Annotated in this window: 17 protein-coding genes; 11 read left to right on the plus strand and 6 right to left on the minus strand. The window is 66.0% G+C overall.

Annotated elements, in window-relative coordinates:
• Positions 1-150 precede the first annotated feature (150 nt).
• Positions 151-408: a hypothetical protein gene (locus tag AC06FD_RS10790; RefSeq protein WP_478077787.1), complete on the plus strand. Its 258-nt coding sequence runs from the start codon at positions 151-153 to the stop codon at positions 406-408.
• A 212-nt stretch (positions 409-620) separates the two neighbouring features.
• Here AC06FD_RS10790 and AC06FD_RS10795 read toward each other — a convergent pair whose 3' ends face one another.
• The 3 genes from AC06FD_RS10795 to coaBC are packed head-to-tail and all read right to left on the minus strand — an operon-like array spanning position 621 to position 4,705.
• The gene (locus AC06FD_RS10795; protein WP_394163003.1) at positions 621-2,960 is read right to left on the minus strand and encodes a phosphomannomutase/phosphoglucomutase; all 2,340 of its coding nucleotides are present in this window, start codon (positions 2,958-2,960) and stop codon (positions 621-623) included.
• 15 nt (positions 2,961-2,975) lie between these two features.
• Positions 2,976-3,449: a dUTP diphosphatase gene (gene dut / locus AC06FD_RS10800; protein ID WP_259206563.1), complete on the minus strand. Its 474-nt coding sequence runs from the start codon at positions 3,447-3,449 to the stop codon at positions 2,976-2,978.
• Positions 3,446-4,705, minus strand: coding sequence for a bifunctional phosphopantothenoylcysteine decarboxylase/phosphopantothenate--cysteine ligase CoaBC (gene coaBC / locus AC06FD_RS10805; RefSeq protein ID WP_478077788.1), 1,260 nt, complete (start codon positions 4,703-4,705; stop codon positions 3,446-3,448). The genes dut and coaBC overlap by 4 nt, the downstream gene beginning before the upstream one ends.
• 592 nt (positions 4,706-5,297) lie before the next feature.
• Between coaBC and AC06FD_RS10810 the strand changes: the two genes are divergently transcribed.
• The 8 genes from AC06FD_RS10810 to AC06FD_RS10845 all read left to right on the plus strand — a co-directional run bounded on the left by AC06FD_RS10810 (position 5,298) and on the right by AC06FD_RS10845 (position 12,541).
• Complete coding sequence (locus tag AC06FD_RS10810; protein ID WP_478077789.1) at positions 5,298-6,578, plus strand: AAA family ATPase; 1,281 nt, start codon at positions 5,298-5,300, stop codon at positions 6,576-6,578.
• Complete coding sequence (locus AC06FD_RS10815; protein ID WP_478077790.1) at positions 6,578-7,210, plus strand: HNH endonuclease; 633 nt, start codon at positions 6,578-6,580, stop codon at positions 7,208-7,210. The genes AC06FD_RS10810 and AC06FD_RS10815 overlap by 1 nt, the downstream gene beginning before the upstream one ends.
• A gap of 127 nt (positions 7,211-7,337) precedes the next feature.
• A complete protein-coding gene (gene radC / locus AC06FD_RS10820; RefSeq protein ID WP_478077791.1) occupies positions 7,338-8,036 on the plus strand; it encodes a RadC family protein in 699 nt (232 codons plus the stop codon).
• Between the two features lie 153 nt (positions 8,037-8,189).
• Positions 8,190-9,878: an arginine--tRNA ligase gene (gene argS, locus AC06FD_RS10825; RefSeq protein WP_259206568.1), complete on the plus strand. Its 1,689-nt coding sequence runs from the start codon at positions 8,190-8,192 to the stop codon at positions 9,876-9,878.
• Between the two features lie 18 nt (positions 9,879-9,896).
• Positions 9,897-10,772: an SPOR domain-containing protein gene (locus tag AC06FD_RS10830; protein ID WP_478077792.1), complete on the plus strand. Its 876-nt coding sequence runs from the start codon at positions 9,897-9,899 to the stop codon at positions 10,770-10,772.
• A 219-nt stretch (positions 10,773-10,991) separates the two neighbouring features.
• A complete protein-coding gene (locus AC06FD_RS10835) occupies positions 10,992-11,315 on the plus strand; it encodes a hypothetical protein (protein WP_478077793.1) in 324 nt (107 codons plus the stop codon).
• Positions 11,312-12,112 carry a DUF6597 domain-containing transcriptional factor gene (locus tag AC06FD_RS10840; protein ID WP_478077794.1) on the plus strand — a complete coding sequence of 267 codons (801 nt, stop codon included), beginning with the start codon at positions 11,312-11,314 and terminating at the stop codon, positions 12,110-12,112. The genes AC06FD_RS10835 and AC06FD_RS10840 overlap by 4 nt, the downstream gene beginning before the upstream one ends.
• Positions 12,113-12,184: 72 nt before the next feature.
• Positions 12,185-12,541, plus strand: a complete 357-nt coding sequence (locus AC06FD_RS10845) for a VOC family protein (RefSeq protein WP_478077795.1) — start codon at positions 12,185-12,187, stop codon at positions 12,539-12,541.
• A 204-nt stretch (positions 12,542-12,745) separates the two neighbouring features.
• On the opposite strand, the gene AC06FD_RS10850 is transcribed toward AC06FD_RS10845, so the two are convergent.
• Positions 12,746-13,495, minus strand: coding sequence for an SDR family NAD(P)-dependent oxidoreductase (locus AC06FD_RS10850; RefSeq protein ID WP_449335531.1), 750 nt, complete (start codon positions 13,493-13,495; stop codon positions 12,746-12,748).
• 260 nt (positions 13,496-13,755) lie between these two features.
• Entirely contained in the window at positions 13,756-14,241 is a 486-nt protein-coding gene (locus AC06FD_RS10855; RefSeq protein ID WP_478077796.1) for a hypothetical protein, read from the minus strand.
• A 156-nt stretch (positions 14,242-14,397) separates the two neighbouring features.
• On the opposite strand from AC06FD_RS10855, the gene AC06FD_RS10860 reads away from it, so the two are divergent.
• Positions 14,398-14,868: a YehS family protein gene (locus tag AC06FD_RS10860; RefSeq protein WP_394162980.1), complete on the plus strand. Its 471-nt coding sequence runs from the start codon at positions 14,398-14,400 to the stop codon at positions 14,866-14,868.
• Here the strand turns inward: AC06FD_RS10860 and AC06FD_RS10865 are convergent.
• Positions 14,843-15,769 carry a LysR substrate-binding domain-containing protein gene (locus tag AC06FD_RS10865; protein WP_394162978.1) on the minus strand — a complete coding sequence of 309 codons (927 nt, stop codon included), beginning with the start codon at positions 15,767-15,769 and terminating at the stop codon, positions 14,843-14,845. The two genes, AC06FD_RS10860 and AC06FD_RS10865, sit on opposite strands and share 26 nt — an antisense overlap.
• A 112-nt stretch (positions 15,770-15,881) precedes the next feature.
• Between AC06FD_RS10865 and AC06FD_RS10870 the strand changes: the two genes are divergently transcribed.
• Entirely contained in the window at positions 15,882-17,072 is a 1,191-nt protein-coding gene (locus AC06FD_RS10870; protein WP_394162976.1) for an MFS transporter, read from the plus strand.
• Positions 17,073-17,155 lie beyond the last annotated feature (83 nt).

The raw sequence follows: 17,155 nt of genomic DNA on the forward strand, positions 1-17,155 counted from the left end.
CCAACGCCCGCGCGCCATGGCCAACGGGCGTAATCCCGGTGCGCGCCAATGCCGGCGCGTCGCGATCAAGGCTCGTGATCCCGATGCGTGCCAACGCCCGCGCGTTGTGCCAACGGGCGTAATCCCTATGCGAGCCAACGCCCGCGTGCCATGACCAACGGTCGTAATCTCGATGCACGCCAACGCCGGCGCGCCATGACCAACGGTCGTAATACCGATGCGCGCCAATGCCCGCGCGACACGACCAACGGGCGTAATCCCGATGCGTTCCAACGCCCGCGCGCCATGACCAACGGTCGTAATCTCGATGCACGCCAACGCCCGCGCGCCATGGCCAAAGGGCGTAATCCCGATGCGCGCCAATGCCCGCGCATCGCGACCAACGGGCGTAATCCCGATGTGCGCTAATGCCCGCGCGTCGCGACCAACGGTCGTAATCTCGATGCGTGCCAATGCCCGCGCGCCATGTCCGACGATCGTGATCTCGGGCGGGAGGGCAGCCGAGCATGGCTCGGCTCTACCGATGCACGTGCAGTCCGGCGCGTCGCGATCAACGGGCGTGACCCATCAAGACGCGCCAATCCCAAGGTAGAGCCGAGCCATGCTCGGCTGCCTTTCCCTCAGAACCCCAGCGCCACACCCGGCAGCAGCGGCTGCAGCTGCTCGCGGAACAGGGTCTTGATGCGCTCCAGCGCAGCGTCGTCATTGGCCTCGAAGCGCAGCACCAGCACCGGGGTGGTGTTGGAGGCGCGCAGCAGGCCCCAGCCGTCGGGGAAGTCCGCGCGCAGGCCGTCGATGGTGGCCAGGCGTGCGCCGGCGAACGGCGAATCCTCCAGCTGCGCGGTGGCCACGAACAGCGACACCAGCGCGTGCGGCGTGCCCGATTCCACCGGCACCTTCAGCTCCGGCGTGGACACGCTGTCGGGCAGTTCCTCGAACACCTCCGACGGGGTCTCCTCGCGCTGCGCCAGGATTTCCAGCAGGCGCGCCGCCGCGTACAGGCCATCGTCGAACCCGAACCAGCGCTCCTTGAAGAAGAAGTGCCCGCTCATCTCGCCCGCCAGCTCCGCATCGGTCTCGCGCATCTTCGCCTTCATCAGCGAATGCCCGGTCTTCCACATCAGCGGGCTGCCGCCATTGCGCAGCACGTAATCGGACAGCTTGCCGCTGCACTTCACGTCGTAGATGACCAGCGCGCCCGGGTTGCGCATCAGCACGTCGGCGGCGAACAGCATCAACAGCCGGTCGGCGTAGATGATCCTGCCTTCGCGGGTGACCACGCCGAGGCGGTCGCCATCGCCGTCGAAGGCCAGGCCCAGGTCCGCGTCGAAACGCTTCACGGTCTGGATCAGGTCTTCCAGGTTGTCCGGGTCGCTCGGGTCCGGGTGGTGGTTGGGGAAGGTGCCATCCACGTCGCAGTACAGCGGAATGACCTCGGCCCCGATCGCCTCCAGCAGTGGCTGGGCCAGTTCGCCGGCCACGCCGTTGCCGGCATCGGCCACGATCTTGAGCGGGCGGTCCAGCTGCACGTCATCGGCGATGCGCTGGATGTAGTCGGCGTTGACCTGGCGCTCCTGCAGGCTGCCCGGCTCGGCAGCCACGTGCAGGTGGCCGTCGCGGATGCGCTGGTACAGCTCGGTGATGGCATCGCCCGACAGCGTCTCGCCACCCACCACGATCTTGAAACCGTTGTAGTCCGGCGGGTTGTGGCTGCCGGTCACCGCCACGCAGCTGCCCGCGCGCAGGTGGTAACTGGCGAAGTACACCACCGGCGTGGGCGCCAGCCCGATATCGATCACATCGCAACCGGCACGGCGCAGGCCTTCGATCAGCCCGGCGCTGAGCTCCGGACCGGACAGGCGGCCGTCGCGCCCCACCACGATCTCGCGCAGCCCCTGCACCTGCAGCACCGAACCGATGGCCTGGCCGATCAACGCGGCGACCTGCGGGGTGAGCTCGCGCCCGACCACGCCACGGATGTCGTACGCACGGAAAATCCCGGCCGGCACGTCCTGGCCCGGCACGCTGGGCACCGGCGGCGGACCGCCCTCGGCCGGCGGGGGCACCACCGCCAGCGGCACCTGCTCCAGGCTCTCGCGCAGCGTGGGGCCCTCTTCCAGATGGGTATTGCCTGCGGCGCGCCGGCGCGGCAGCGGCACCTTGCCCTTGCCGAACTGCAGCATCGCCGCGATGGCCAGCAACAGCACCGCCACCACCGCGCAGGGAATGGCCGACAGGCCCAGCGGGCCCGCGTCGACATCCGGCACGGCCGCCGCCAGGCGCAGCCCACTCTTGCCGATCGGACGGGCCAGTGCCTCGGCGCCATCGCCGAGCGACGTGGTGCCCTGCTCGATGATGTTGTGATTGCCCTGGCGCAGCGCCAGGTACCCGGCCTCGGGCACGCGCACCTTGTCGAAGGTGGCGGTGAGGCGCAGCAGCGGCTGGCGCACGTAGATCAGCGCCGGCCCCTGGGTGCCCAGCACCACCGGTGCCGCCAGGCCCAGGCGCTGGCCGCCGGCATCGCGGACCACGCGGGCCACCACGGTGTCTTCGGCATTGGCGGCTTCCAGCAGGGCCAACCGCGAATAGCCAAAGGCCTTCGGGTCGGCATACGCCTCATCCAGCGTGGCGGCCACCACCTGCACCTCCTCGGTGCCCGGCCAGCCTTCACGAATGGCCACGGCGGTGGCCTCGGCATCGCCGCTGGCCAGCGCCGCGGTGACCCGCTCGCTCTTCACCAGCTTGGCCAGCTGCGCCACCTGGCCGTTCAGCGCGGTCTGCACCCCGGACACGATCTGGTCACGCGATTCCTCCAGCGACCCGCCGACCGACGCCTGCCGCCACTGGTTCACCGCACTCCAGCCAAACCATCCGCCCAGCAGCACCAGCATCCCCACCAGCAATGGGCCGGTGCGCTTGCTTGCCAGCCGCGGTTGGCCTTCCGCCGTTGCCTTGCTCATGAACACTTCCCCCTGTCAGCGCACCCCGGTATGGCCGAATCCACCCGTTCCCCTGGCGCTGTCGGTGAAAGTATCCACTACCTGCAGGCCCACGCGTGCAATCGGCAGCACAACCAGCTGCGCGATACGATCACCCGGCTGCAGCGTGAAGGGCTCGCGGCCACGGTTCCAGGCGCTGATCAGCAGCGGGCCCTGGTAATCGGCGTCGATCAGCCCGGTGCCGTTGCCCAGCACGATGCCGTGGCGATGGCCCAGCCCCGAGCGCGGCAGCACCACGGCGGCCAGGTTCGGGTCGGCGATGTGGATGGCGATACCGCTGGGAATCAGCGCCGTATCGCCCGGCTGCAGGGTCAGCTCGGTTTCCAGCGCCGCGCGCAGGTCCAGCCCGGCGCTGTGCTCGGTGGCATAGGCCGGCAGCGGCCAGGTATCGCCGAAGCGCGGGTCGAGCAGCTTGACCTGCAACGGCTGAAGGGGGGAATCAACGCTCATGCGTGCAACCTCTGGGCAATCAGGGACAACAGTTGTTCGGCCAGCAGCGCCTTGGAGGTACCGGGGAACACCTGTTCGCCGCCCTGCCAGTAGGCCGTGGCCGCGTTTTCATCACTTTCGAAGCCGCCGGTGGCAATACCCACCTGGTTGGCGATCACCAGGTCCAGGCGCTTGTCCACCAGCTTGCCGCGCGCGTACTTCTCCACATCGTGGGTTTCGGCGGCAAAGCCGACCACCAGCTTCAGCGCGTTGGTCTGCGCGGCCACCTCGGCCAGGATGTCCGGCGTGCGCACCAGCTCCAGCGTGAGGGTCTGGGTGCCGGCGGTCTTCTTCAATTTCTGCGGGGCCACCTGGCGCGGGGTGTAATCGGACACCGCCGCCGCGCCTATATAGATGTCGGCCGGCAGCGCGCCCAGCACGGCCTCGCGCATCTGCGCGGCCGAGCGCACATCCACCCGCTGCACCCCGGCCGGCGTGGGCAACTGCACCGGGCCACTCACCAGCACCACCTGCGCGCCCTGGCGCACGGCGGCCGCGGCCAGCGCGTAGCCCATCTTGCCGCTGCTGCGGTTGCCCACGTAGCGCACCGGGTCCAGGTCTTCGTAGGTGGGGCCGGCGCTGATGACCACGCGCAGGCCTTTGAGCGGCTGCTCGGGCGCGGCGTCGGCACCGGGCGGCGCCTGCAGCGCGGCCAGTGCCGCAACAATCGCATTGGGTTCGGTCAGCCGGCCCGGGCCGGATTCGCCTTCGGCCAGCGGGCCGTCTTCCGGCCCGATCACCTGCGCGCCGCGCTGGCGCAGCAGGGTGATGTTGGCCTGCGTGGCCGGGTGCTGCCACATGCGGTGGTTCATCGCCGGGCACACGGTGAGCGGCGCGGTGGTGGCCAGGCACAGCGTGGTGACCAGGTCATCGGCATTGCCGTGGGCCAGCCGGGCCAGCAGATCGGCGGTGGCCGGGGCCACCACGATGCGATCGGCCCAGCGGGCCAGCTCGATGTGGCCCATGGCCTGCTCGGCGGCGCTGTCCCACAGGGTGGTGCGGGTGGGCTGGCCGGACAGGGCCTGGAAGCTCAGCGGGGTAACGAACTGCTGGGCCCCGGCGGTCATGGCGACCTGCACCTGGGCCCCGGCATCGCGCAGGCGACGCACCAGTTCCAGCGACTTGTAGGCGGCGATGCCGCCCCCTACGCACAACAACAGCTTCTGGCCTTGCAGCGGGCGCGCGGACGCCGGAGAAGCCTGGGGGGAGTCAGCCACCTGCGAATTTCCTGTCGAACTGAGGCGATTAGCTTACCTGATGGGGTGTGGGTGGCTCATGCCTCAGGGGCATGAGGGGGGTGTTTTTGGTCATGAGGGGCATGTAAAAGCACGCCGCCCGTGTCTGCCAGGTTGGCCTCCCCCCTTCGTCGCGCGTAAGGTACTGGAGGGGTTCTGGTCGCTATAAAGGGGTTACTTTAATGGGTCGACGAGTAATAAAGACTTCTCTGTACGCGAAAGCTGTGCACCGAGGCTCGGTTTGAATGGCTTTGCATCACGCTAAGGAACTCAGCAGCGGAGGCCACTCTGCGGTGCAACCCAGATGCCGAGCAACGACCTGAGCTTTGTAGAAATGCAGCATAGTTTCGCAACACGGAGGCGCGAAGTTAGCGCTAGCGACACTCAGGTCAAGTCCTTTCCCCGCCCCAACACTTCTGCACGCCACGGCCTCACGTGAATCGCCTGATGCTACTCGGCACCTGCTCTGCAAAATCGGCGCCTTCGCTTCTGCGAGGCTCATTTAGCTCTACCTCGGCAGAAGCACTCTCTATCCTGTTCAAACAATAAGCTCCATCTCACAAGGAAGGAACGAATGGAAGAAAACAAATTCACGAAACTCCAAATTGCCAAATGGAGGCAGTTCGAATCTGTCACCGTCCCTATTCACCCGAGACTCACGGTAATAACGGGAGCGAACGGAGCCGGCAAAACAACCATTCTCAGCTTTCTAACTCAACATTTCGGCTGGTCCCGGCCCCTCCTTGCGTCTCCGCGGAAGGATAGGGATGGGACAATCACATACATCACCGGAGCCATTAAAGGATTATTAAACTGGCTGTCAAGAAAAGATAACTCACATTCAGAAATTGGAAAAATTTTCTACAGTAATGGCTTTGAAGCAAGTATAACCACTCCACCAATCAGCGAGATCCAATACAACGCGAGCATTTCCAATCAGCAACAAGTGAGAGGACTTTACATCCCCTCGCATCGTATACTTTCCGCTTACCAAGCTATCGGCTCTATTCCAACGCAAGGAATATCAGCACAGCAAGCATACGGAATGTATCAAAACGAGCTATTTGCTCGATGGCATGGAGGACACAGCTCGCTATCGCCACTTTTCCGCATGAAAGAAGCACTGATATCGATGGCTACTTTTGGCGAAGGAAACTCTTATGTGAGCGGTAAGCCGGAACTACTGAAAGCATATCTCGGCTTCATTGAGATCCTCAGAAAGGTTCTGCCTGGAAGTCTCGGCTTTGAAACTATTGCAATTCGCACACCCGATGTAGTACTTGTCACCAAAAGCGGAGAATTTCTTCTCGATGCAGTTTCTGGCGGCGTTAGCGCATTGATCGACCTAGCATGGCAGATCTATACATTTTCATTTGATTCAGCTAGCTTCACGACAGTGATCGACGAGCCAGAGAACCATCTGCACCCGTCCATGCAGAGAGCCCTCCTTCCCAGTCTTATGGAAGCGTTTCCGCTTGTTCAATTTGTGGTGGCCACCCACAGTCCCTTCATTGTAACTTCCGTAAAGGAATCACATGTCGTCGTGCTCTCTTACAAGGAGGGCGAACAAGACGGCGCTGACCGGGGTATTGCTCCAGCGAGGAGCATTCACTCGACAACTCTTGATCAAGCAAACAAAGCAGGTAGCGCTAATGACATTTTACGAGATGTTCTTGGCTTAGATTCGACAGTGCCGCTATGGGCGTCTCGCGAGCTTCAGAATATCATTCAGCGATACCGCGACCATGAATTTAATGGGTCGCAGGTAGACCAGCTGAGCGCCGAACTCGACGCGCTAGGCTTGGGTACCGAGTTGCCAGCCGCGATAAATGCGATCTTTGAAAGGAGAAACTAATGATCTCACTTTCAAAGCATCCCATGCCAGATATTCTAGAGCGAAATGGCGCAAGGTGGACAAATGAACTGCTTAAATTGATCGCCGACGGGGTTAACCCCACAGATTACCTACTCTCTCGCTATTCACACCCTGACATCAAATCTGCACTATTACTCGAAACTTCGGAAAAATGCGCTTACTGTGAAAGCGCTTTTCGACATGTAACATATGGCGATGTTGAGCACATCCTGCCAAAGCGCGCCAATCCCGAGCTACGATTCAACTGGCAGAATCTGACTGTGGCGTGTGACATCTGCAACACCAATAAGGCCGAACACGAACTCATAGACCCTTATGTAGACAACCCGGCGAACGCTTTCGTCTTTTGTGGGCCCGTTATCTGGGCAAAGCCAGACAATGATCGGGCTATGCTTTCGGAGATCAGACTAGACCTTAACCGGACGGCCTTAGTACAGAGGCGTCAAGAGCGCCTTGAGTTTTTGCGGAACCTGATCATTTCTGCCTTTGGAAAGCCTCCGGATGTCCGAGATGCGATTCTTGATAAGGCTAGGCGTGAAGTTGCAGAAACGCAGCCCTTCTCGGCATGTACCAAGGCAGCGCTTGAGAAAATTGCAGAGATGGTTGGTTAGAAGATCTTTGACTGGGGAGGGCTGCGCTCGGTGCGCAGCCCTCGTCCGAAATTGGCTCAATACTCCTACTGCTGAGTTGGGCAGATCCCGATAGCAGCCAGTGGCGCAAGTGCGCAACCTGATAAGTATGACAATCAAGGACTGGCCCAGAAATGAGCAACCGCGCGAAAAACTACTGGCGCGTGGCCCGGCAGCGCTTTCGGATGCCGAGCTGCTAGCGTTGTTTCTAGGCACCGGCTGCAAGGGGATGGACGTGATGGAGAATGCGCGCCTGCTATTGAAGGCCAAAGGCTCACTGCGCCTTTTGCTTGATATGAGCGCATCAAAGCTGACGAAGCTTCCAGGACTCGGCCCGGCAAGGGCTTGCAAGCTAGTAGCGGCACTTGAACTAGCCGACCGTCACCTACAGGCAGAGCTGGACCGAGGCGAGAGCATGCTGGAGCCTAGGGCTGCTATGCGCTATTTCAAGCAGAAGTTGCGAGGGCGCCCTCATGAGGTCTTCGCCGTCATGTTCTTGAACACCCGCAACCACATGCTGGCTTTTGAGGAACTATTCAACGGTACGATCGATGCGGCGGCGGTCTACCCGCGCGAAGTGGCACGCCGCGCCCTGTTCCACAACGCGGCAGCGGTGATCATTGGTCACAACCACCCTTCTGGCAGCGCCGAGCCGTCCGCCGCCGACCGGGACATCACCCGCCATCTGGAAAAGGCTTTGCCGCTGGTCGGCGTCCGCCTCCTCGACCACGTAGTAGTAGGCGAAGGCACCCCCGTCTCCATGGCTGAACGAGGCTGGCTCGAACCCTCCCTGTCCTTCCGGGGCTGAACGCCCCAGTCAGCCCAAACGCCCCCTGTCCGAAGCCCCCAAACCTGCCCCAACGGCCCCCCAAAGCCCCCTGCCCCAACCCCGTTCAATGGATCGGCCCGCCATCTAGGCTAAAATTGCCGATTCCGCCGCTCCAGTCCCAAAGCAGGCCTTGTGAAAAATCTCCTCCGCGCCCTGATCAGCCAAGGCATCGAAGCCTTGCGCGCCAACGGCACTCTGCCGGCCGATACCCTGACCCCGGAATTCGTGGTCGAACGCCCGAAGACCCGTGAGCACGGCGATTTCGCCACCAATGCCGCGATGCTGCTGGCCAAGCCGGCGCGCAGCAACCCGCGCGCCCTGGCCCAGGCGCTGCTGGACGCGCTGCCCAAGAGCAATGACGTGCTGCGCGTTGAGATCGCCGGCCCGGGCTTCATCAATTTCCACCTCGCCCCCAGCGCCTACCAGCGCGAAGCGGCCAGCGTGCTCAAGGAAGGCGCCGATTACGGCCGCAACCTGAGCGGCAACGGCCGTACCGTGGGCGTGGAGTACGTGTCGGCCAACCCGACCGGCCCGCTCCACGTGGGCCATGGCCGCGCCGCCGCCATCGGCGACTGCCTGGCGCGCCTGCTGGATGTGAACGGCTGGAACGCCAAGCGCGAGTTCTACTACAACGACGCCGGCGTGCAGATCGAAAACCTGGCCCTGTCCACCCAGGCGCGCGCCAAGGGGCTCAAGCCCGATGACGCCGGCTGGCCGGAAGCGGGCTACCGCGGCGATTACATCCAGGACGTGGCCAACGCCTACCTCGCCGGCGCCACGGTGGAGCTGGAAGGCCACGCGGTGGTGGGCGAGCGCGACCCGGACAACCTCGATGCGATCCGTCGCTTCGCGGTGGCCTACCTGCGCAACGAGCAGAACCAGGACCTGGCCGCGTTCGGGGTGGATTTCGACATCTACTTCCTGGAAAGCTCGCTGTACAAGGACGGCAAGGTGGAAGAGACCGTCGCCCAGCTGCAGGCGGCCGGCCACACCTATGAGGACGGCGGCGCGCTTTGGCTGCGCTCGACCGACTTCGGTGACGACAAGGACCGCGTGATGCGCAAGTCCGACGGCACCTACACCTACTTCCTGCCGGACGTGGCCTATCACCTCAGCAAGTGGCAGCGCGGCTATGAGCGCGCCATCACCGAGCTGGGCGCGGACCACCACGGCTCCCTGGCGCGCGTGCGCGCCGGCCTGCAGGCGCTGGATGTGGGCATCCCCAAGGGCTGGCCGGAGTACGTGCTGCACCAGATGGTGACGGTGATGCGCGGCGGCGAGGAAGTGAAGCTGTCCAAGCGGGCCGGCAGCTACCTGACCCTGCGCGACCTGATCGAAGAAGCCGGTCGCGATGCGACCCGCTGGTTCCTGATCGCGCGCAAGCCCGATTCGCAGCTGACCTTCGATATCGACCTGGCCCGCGCGCAGAGCAACGACAACCCGGTGTTCTACGTGCAGTATGCGCACGCCCGGGTGTGCAGCCTGCTGCGCCAGGCGCAGGAGAAGGGCCTGAGCTACACGCCGGGCGAAGGCCTGGCCGGCATGGCCTCGCTGGGCGATGACGCCTCGCTGTGGCTGATGGTGGAAATGTCGCGCTTCCCGGAAGTGGTGGAAGCGGCCGGTATCGCGCTGGAACCGCACCTGATCGCGCAGTACCTGCGTGAATTGGCGCACGCCTTCCACACGTGGTATCACGGCACGCAGGTGCTGGTGGCTGACGACGCCGAACGCAACGCCAAGCTCACGCTGGCGTGCGCGGCGCGCCAGGTGCTGGCCAATGGTCTGAACGTCCTGGGCGTTTCCGCCCCGGAAAAAATGTAAGCAGTGGAGAAGCAGTAAATGGCAGCACGACGCGGCAAGAGCCAGGCACGGCGCAACAGCAGCCAGGGCACACCGGGATGGGTGTGGCTGGTTGCGGGTGTGGCGATTGCGGCCGTGGTGTTTTTGGCGGCACCGAACCTGTTCAAGAACGACGGTGACGGCTTCCTGCGGGTTGGCCCGCAGCCCAACCCGAACGCCCAGCCGGCCCCGGTGAGCGACGCCGATACCGACGTGGGCACCGAACTGCCCAAGCCGGGCGCGGCGGCCAAGCCTGCCGAACCGGCCAAGCCGGCCACGCAGTACGACTTCTACACCCTGCTGCCCGGCAAGGAAGTGGAAATGTCCGATGCGGAGCTGGCGGCCAGCGCGCGTGCCGAGGACCAGCGCCGCGCCAAGGCCGAGGCGCAGCGCGCGCAGGCGGCGTTGGAAGGCCGTCCGTTGCCGCCGGCACCGGCACCTGCGCCGACCAGCACGGCGGCGACCACCTCGCCGGCAACGGTAAGCACAGCGCCGCTGCCCGCCCCGGTGGCGGAGCGCCCGGCGGCGGCTACCGCTGCCACGGCCACGCCGGCGCAGACCGCAGCGGCTGCGCCGGCTGCACCGAAGCCGGCGGCTACTGCAGCGGCGACGCCTGCGGCGGCGGCTGAGCCGGCGGCCAGCAACGTGCGTTACATCCTGCAGGCAGGCGCGTTTGGCGCGTCTGGCGATGCCGAGGCGACCAAGGCCAAGCTGGCGATGATCGGTTTGGCGGCGCGGGTGGAATCGGCGCAGATCAACGGCAAGACGGTGTACCGCGTGCGCATGGGGCCGTATGGCAGCGCGGGCGAGCTGGCGGAGGCCAAGCAGAAGCTGGATGGGACGGGGCTTCAGGCGATGGCGATCAAGGCGCAGTAAGTGGCGCTGCAGGTTTTTTTAGGACGCCGGGCTTGCCCGGCGTTTTTTTTGGGACGTGAAGAGCAGCCGAGCATGGCTCGGCTCTACCACCTCCGGGGAATCAACGCGCGTCCGGTAGCAGCCGAGCATGGCTCGGCTCTACCTGGTTTACGGTTGCGCTATCGTGCGCGACGGGGTGCATCTGCGCCTCTGCCCATGTCGAACAGAGGCGGTGCCGAAATGGTCGAGCCTTATCCAGCCCTGAGACCGGTTCGCGTTGAACTCTGCCTTGACGCCGTTGATTCATGCGGGCGCACGGTCATGGCGCTGAATGCATCCACGGCGCGGCCCATGGCATACGCCTTTGGCGTCGAACCCATGTGGTACGGCTTCGTCCTGAACGATCCAGCCATGCCGGTGATTGAACCTGGGGCCACGGTGACCTGCACCATCTCGTTCCTCAATCACGACGGTGCAATCGAGGCACTGCAAAGCGGCGCTTCAGTTCTCTTTGGCGATGGGTCGTCCACGAAGGGTGTGATCAAGATTGTTTCTCTGGATTGATCCGCTATCGTCCGCGCATGTCTTCCCGCCCTGATCCTGCTGAACTTCCCGGCGTTGCCGGCGCTACCGCTCGCTACCGCGAATGGGCGCCGCCGGCTGCGCTGCGCGGCTGCTTCGGGCAGCTGTGGCGCAGCGATCTGCCGATGGGCCACAGCGGTGAGGTGGCGGTGCTGCCCGATGGTTGCGTGGACATCCTCTGGCGCGATGGACGGCTGTTTGTGGTGGGGCCGGATGTGGTGGCGGCGCACCCGCAGTTGACGCCCGGTGCGCAGGTGTTGGGCGCGCGGTTTCAGCCGGGTGCGGCGCGGGCGTGGCTGGGGTTGCCGCTGTCGGAGATCGTGGGGACGGCGGTGGAACTCGACGCCGTGCTGGGCGTGCGGGCGCGGCGGATGGCGGCGCGGTTGAACGCGGTGGGCGATGCCGAGGTGCGGCAGCAGGTGTTCGCGCGGGAGCTGGCCGGGGTGGCTGGCAATGGCGTTGCCGATGCCGCGGCGGCGCAGGTGTTTGCCCAGGTGCGTGCGGGGCATGGGGATCTGGCGGGTGTGTCTACGGCACTACAGATGAGCACGCGCAGCCTGCGCCGGTTGTGCCATGCGCAGTTTGGTTACGGGCCGAAGATGCTGGAGCGGATTCTGCGGCTGCAGCGGTTGCTGGCGATGGCCCGGGCGCGACCGGGGGATGGGCTGGCGGGGTTGGCGGCGGACGTGGGCTATGCCGACCAGTCGCACCTGAGCCGCGAGGTACGGGCGTTGGCGGGGATCGGGGCGGCGCAGTTGTGCGCGCAGTGGCGGAGCTGACTGGCCGTTTTGTCCAAGACGGACGCGGCCCAGGGCGCGATGCTGGGGCTTCCTTTCACCCCGAGCACAGCGATGAGCACAGCACACAGCAATGACCGCCGCATCGACAACATCGAATTCAACGTGGCCGATATCGCCCGCAGCAAGGCGTTCTATGGGGCGGTGTTCGGCTGGTCGTTCACCGATTACGGCCCGGGCTATACCGAGTTCGACGATGGCCGGCTGCACGGTGGGTTCACCACGGACGAGCCGGTGCGCGCGGGTGGGCCGTTGGTGATTCTGTATGCCGATGACCTGGTGGCCACGCAGCAGCGGGTGGAAGCGGCCGGGGCGGACATCTGCCGGGCGGCGTTCGATTTTCCCGGCGGGCGGCGGTTTCATTTCCGCGATCCGGATGGGTATGAGTTGGCGGTGTGGACGGCCGCCTGAGGTAGAGCCGACCGTTGGTCGGCTGCCGTCAGCGGGGGGGCATGGGCCGCGCGGTATGCGCCAAGAGCAGCCGAGCATGGCTCGGCTCTACCGGGATGCCGCGCCCCGGAGCCAAGAGCAGCCGACCAACGGTCGGCTCTTCCGGTTTGTTCGCGTGGCGGGGCGCCGGCCAGCGGCCGGCCCCACCGGGGCGATCCGCTTGGATCAGTCGCGCGCGACCTGGAAACCGGCGAACGACTGGCTCACCGGCATCAGCTCGAGGCGGTTGATGTTGAGGTGCGCCGGCAGGTTGGCCACCCAGAAGATCTGCTCGGCGATGTCCTCGGCGGTCATCGGGTTGGCGCCGGTGTAGAGGGTGTCCGAGGCGGCCTTGTTGCCGTGGGTGCGCACCAGGGTGAACTCGGTCTCGGCCATGCCCGGCTCGATGGTGGTGACGCGCACGCCGGTGCCGTGCAGGTCGGCGCGCAGGCCGAGCGAGAACTGGCTGACGAAGGCCTTGGTGCCGCCATACGCGTTGCCGCCCGGGTACGGGTACACGCCGGCGACCGAGCTGATGTTGATGATGGCGCCCTTGCGCGCCACCAGCTGCGGCAGCAGGCGGTGGGTGAGGGTGACCAGCGCGGTGACGTTGGTGTCGATCATGGTGCGCCAGTCTTCAAGCGAGGCGCTCTGCGCCGGGGCGGTGCCCTGGGCGAGGCCGGCGTTGTTGACCAGCAGGTCGATGGCGGCGAAGTCGGCCGGCAGGGCGGCCAGCGCGGCCTCCATGGCGGCGCTGTCGCGCACGTCGAAGACGGCCGCGTGGACGCGCTCGGGACCGTAGGCGTCGACCAGCGGCTGCAGCCGTTCAGCGCGGCGGCCGGTGGCGATGACGCGCCAGCCCGCCTGGGCGAAACGATGGACGGCGGCAGCGCCAAAGCCGGAGGTGGCGCCAGTAATCAGAGCGGTACGGGTCATCGGGGTACTCCGTGGGAATCACGGGTATTTTCGCACCGATGCGGGGGGTGTGTGCCGGGGGCAATGTGCTGCACGGGGCGGGATGGCGTAGAGCCGGGCTCTGCCCGGCTGTGCGTGGGTTGCCGGTTCGCGTGCAGCCGGGCAGAGCCCGGCTCTACGTGGGGTGCGGAGGTCTTGAGCAGCCGGGCAGAGCCCGGCTCTACGTTCGGGCGCGGGGATCTCCGGCAGCCGGGCAGAGCCCGGCTCTATGCGATCTGCGATCAGCGGATGCGGAAGACGCGGGCCTTGGGCAGGTCTTCGTCCACCTGCAGGAACCAGCGCCCGGCGATGCCTGGCACGACCACGATCTCGGGGTTGCTGCGGCTGGCTTTGAGCGTCATCTCGCCCTTGAGCACCTGCCACTGCTGGCCGTTGTCGAGGGTGAACACGGTGCCCGGGGCCCAGCCGTCCACCTGGCCGGTGACCCTGGCCTTGATCGGGCCGTCGTCCAGCCCGGGAAACATCGGGGCGGGGGTGGGCGCGCCGGGCGCGGCGACCGGGGCGGCGGCCACGGGCGGGGCCGGGGTGCGGGCGTCGGCCTCGCGCAGCAGGCGGTTGAGGGCTTGCAACTGGACCGGGGTGAGCCCCACCTGGGCCAGTGCCTGCGGGTCCACGCGCTGTTCGATCGCCACGTACGGCACCTGGGCGGCGGCCGCTCCGGCCAGCCACAGCATGCCCACACCCGCCACTGCCTGCCACCTGCGCATTGCCTGCTCCACTGCCTGTCGATGCCTGATGGCGGCACTGTGCTTCACTTTCATGGCAGCCAGATGACAGGGCGGCCGATCGCGGCGGGCGGCGGGACCGGCAGGGGGTAAAATGGCCGCCAGCCGCGCAGCCGCGCCGGCGGTATTGGACGTCCCATGATCAACAACGATGTACTGCGCAGCATCCGCTACATGCTCGACCTCAGCGACGGCATGATCGCCGACACCTGTGCCCTGGCCGACCCGGCCTTCGTGATCGACAAGGCCGACGTGGCCGGTTGGCTGCGCAAGGAAGACGAGGAAGGCTTCGTGCCGTGCGATGACCGCACCCTGGCGCACTTCCTGGATGGGCTGATCGTGCATTTCCGTGGCCGCGACGAGAGCCAGCCGCTGCGCCCGGTGGAAAAGCGCATCACCAACAACCTGGTGCTGAAGAAGCTGCGCGTGGCGTTCCAGTTGAAGGACGTGGACATGCACGAGATCTTCGACAACGCCGGTTTCCCGGTGTCCAAGCCGGAGCTGTCGGCGCTGTTCCGCCAGCCGGACCACAAGAACTACCGCGCCTGCGGCGACCAGCTGCTGCGCAACTTCCTCAAGGGCCTCACCCTGCGCGTGCGCGGCGCCTGAGTTCCACGCTGGAACGTGGCTCCGCCTGCGGGGCCACGTGCTGCAGCAGTTCCTGCATGAAGGCCCGCGCCGCCGGCGTGGGCAGTTTCGACCAGACCGCATGCACGCGCCGCACCGGTGCATCCTGGATGGCCACGCAGGCCACGCTGGTGAAACCGGCGGCGATGGCCACCGGCACGATGCCCACCGCCAGCCCCTGCTGGACGAAGCGCTCGATGAGCGACATGTGGTTGATCTCGAACGGCACCCGATGCGGTAGCCCGGCAGCGGCGAAGGCCTCGTCGGTCTGGCGGCGCGCGCCGCTGCCATATTGGAAATCCACCAGCGGCAGCTCGGCCAGGGTGGCCAGCGACAGCCGCTTGCGGCTGGCCAGCGGGTGCGCGGGCGGCAGCACGGCCACCATCGATTCTTCGGCGAGCAGGCGATGGCAGGCACCGTCGATGGCGGTGCCCGGCGAGAGGCCGACCAGGGCCACGTCCACGCGGCGCTCGCGCACGTCTTCCATCAGCACTTCGCTCTTGTCCATGCGCAGGCGGAATTCCACCTGCGGGTAGCGGGTGTGGAAGGCGGCCAGGCAGGCGACCAGGTCCACGGCGGTGAGCGAGGTGATCTGGCCGATGGTGAGGGTGCCGCGCACCTGGCCGGCGACGGCGGCGACGTCTTCGCGCAGGTGGCGCAGCGCATCGAGTACCTGGCGCGCGTGGGCAAGCACGACCTCGCCGGCCGGGGTGACCCGTACCTGCCGCGGCAGGCGTTCGAACAGGGTGGCCTGCAGTTCTTCTTCGAGGTGGGCGATCTGGTGGCTGAGCGCGGACTGCACGACGTGGCAGCGCGCGGCGGCGCGGGTGAAGTTGCGCTCCTCGGCCAGGGCCACGCAGAACTCGAGCTGTTTGAGGTTCACGCCGGCATCTCCATTAACCATCTATTTTCCAGATGCATTGGATGATAACTATTCATTTCCATCATCGCGACGGGAGGCGGACACTGGCGTCCCCCTGACACCTGGAAGCCGTATGACCGCCGATGTCCACACCCCCTTGAGCCGCTGGCAGGTGCTGTTGATGGCCTTTGCCACCGGCGTGGCGGTGGCCAGCAATTACTACGCGCAGCCGCTGCTGCACACCATCGCCGGCGAGTTCGGGGTGTCGTTCGGGCGCGCGGGCACGCTGGTGACGGCGGCGCAGTTGAGCTACGGCGTGGGCGTGGTGCTGCTGGTGCCGCTGGGCGACATGTTCGAGCGGCGGCGGTTGATCGTGGTGATGTCGCTGTTGTCGGCTTCCGGGCTCGTGGTGAGCGCGCTGAGCCATCAGTTCGCGTGGCTGCTGGTGGGCACGGCGATCACCGGGTTGTTCTCGGTGGTGGCGCAGGTGCTGGTGCCGTTCGCGGCGACGCTGGCGCGGCCGGAAGAGCGTGGCCGGGTGGTCGGCACGGTGATGAGCGGGCTGCTGCTGGGCATCCTGCTGGCGCGGACGGTGGCCGGTGCGTTGTCGTCGCTGGGCGACTGGCGCTGGGTGTACTGGATGGCGGCGGGCACGCTGGTGCTGACGACGTGGGTGCTGTATCGCACGTTGCCGCGCTTCCATCAGCATGCGGGGCTGGGTTACGGGGCGTTGCTGCGCTCGATCGGGACGCTGTTCGCGCAGGAGCCGGTGTTCCGGTTGCGCACGCTGCTGGGCGCGTTGAGCTTTGCGATGTTCGCGATGTTCTGGACGCCGCTGGCGTTCCTGCTGGCGGGCGCACCGTACCACTACAGCGACGCGACGATCGGTCTGTTCGGGCTGGTAGGCGCGGCGGGCACGTTGGCGGCAGGATTGGCGGGACGAATGGCGGACCGCGGCAAGGCGGCGCTGGCGACGACGCTGGCGCTGGTGCTGCTGGCGGCATCGTGGCTGCCGCTGGGCTTTTCCACGCAGTCGCTGGTGGCGCTGGTGGTAGGCGTGCTGGTGCTGGACCTGGCGGCGCAGCTGCTGCACGTGAGCAATCAGAACGTGGTGTTCGCGCTGCGCCCGGAGGCGCGCAACCGGCTCAATGCGGGGTACATGACCGGGTACTTCATCGGCGGTTCGGTGGGGTCGCTGGTGTCGGCGCAGGTGTATGGCGCCTACGGGTGGATCGGGGTGTGCCTGACCGGCGCCGGTGTTGCGGTAGTGGCGATGGGGGTGTGGGCGTGGGCGGTGATCGCGGAGAAGCGGAAGGCGTCGTAACGCCGACCGTTGGTCGGCTGCCGATATGACGCCGACCGCTGGTCGGCTGCCGCGACGTGATGCCGTAGAGCCGACCGTTGGTC

The organism is Stenotrophomonas sp. Steno-Z1 (assembly GCF_056393175.1).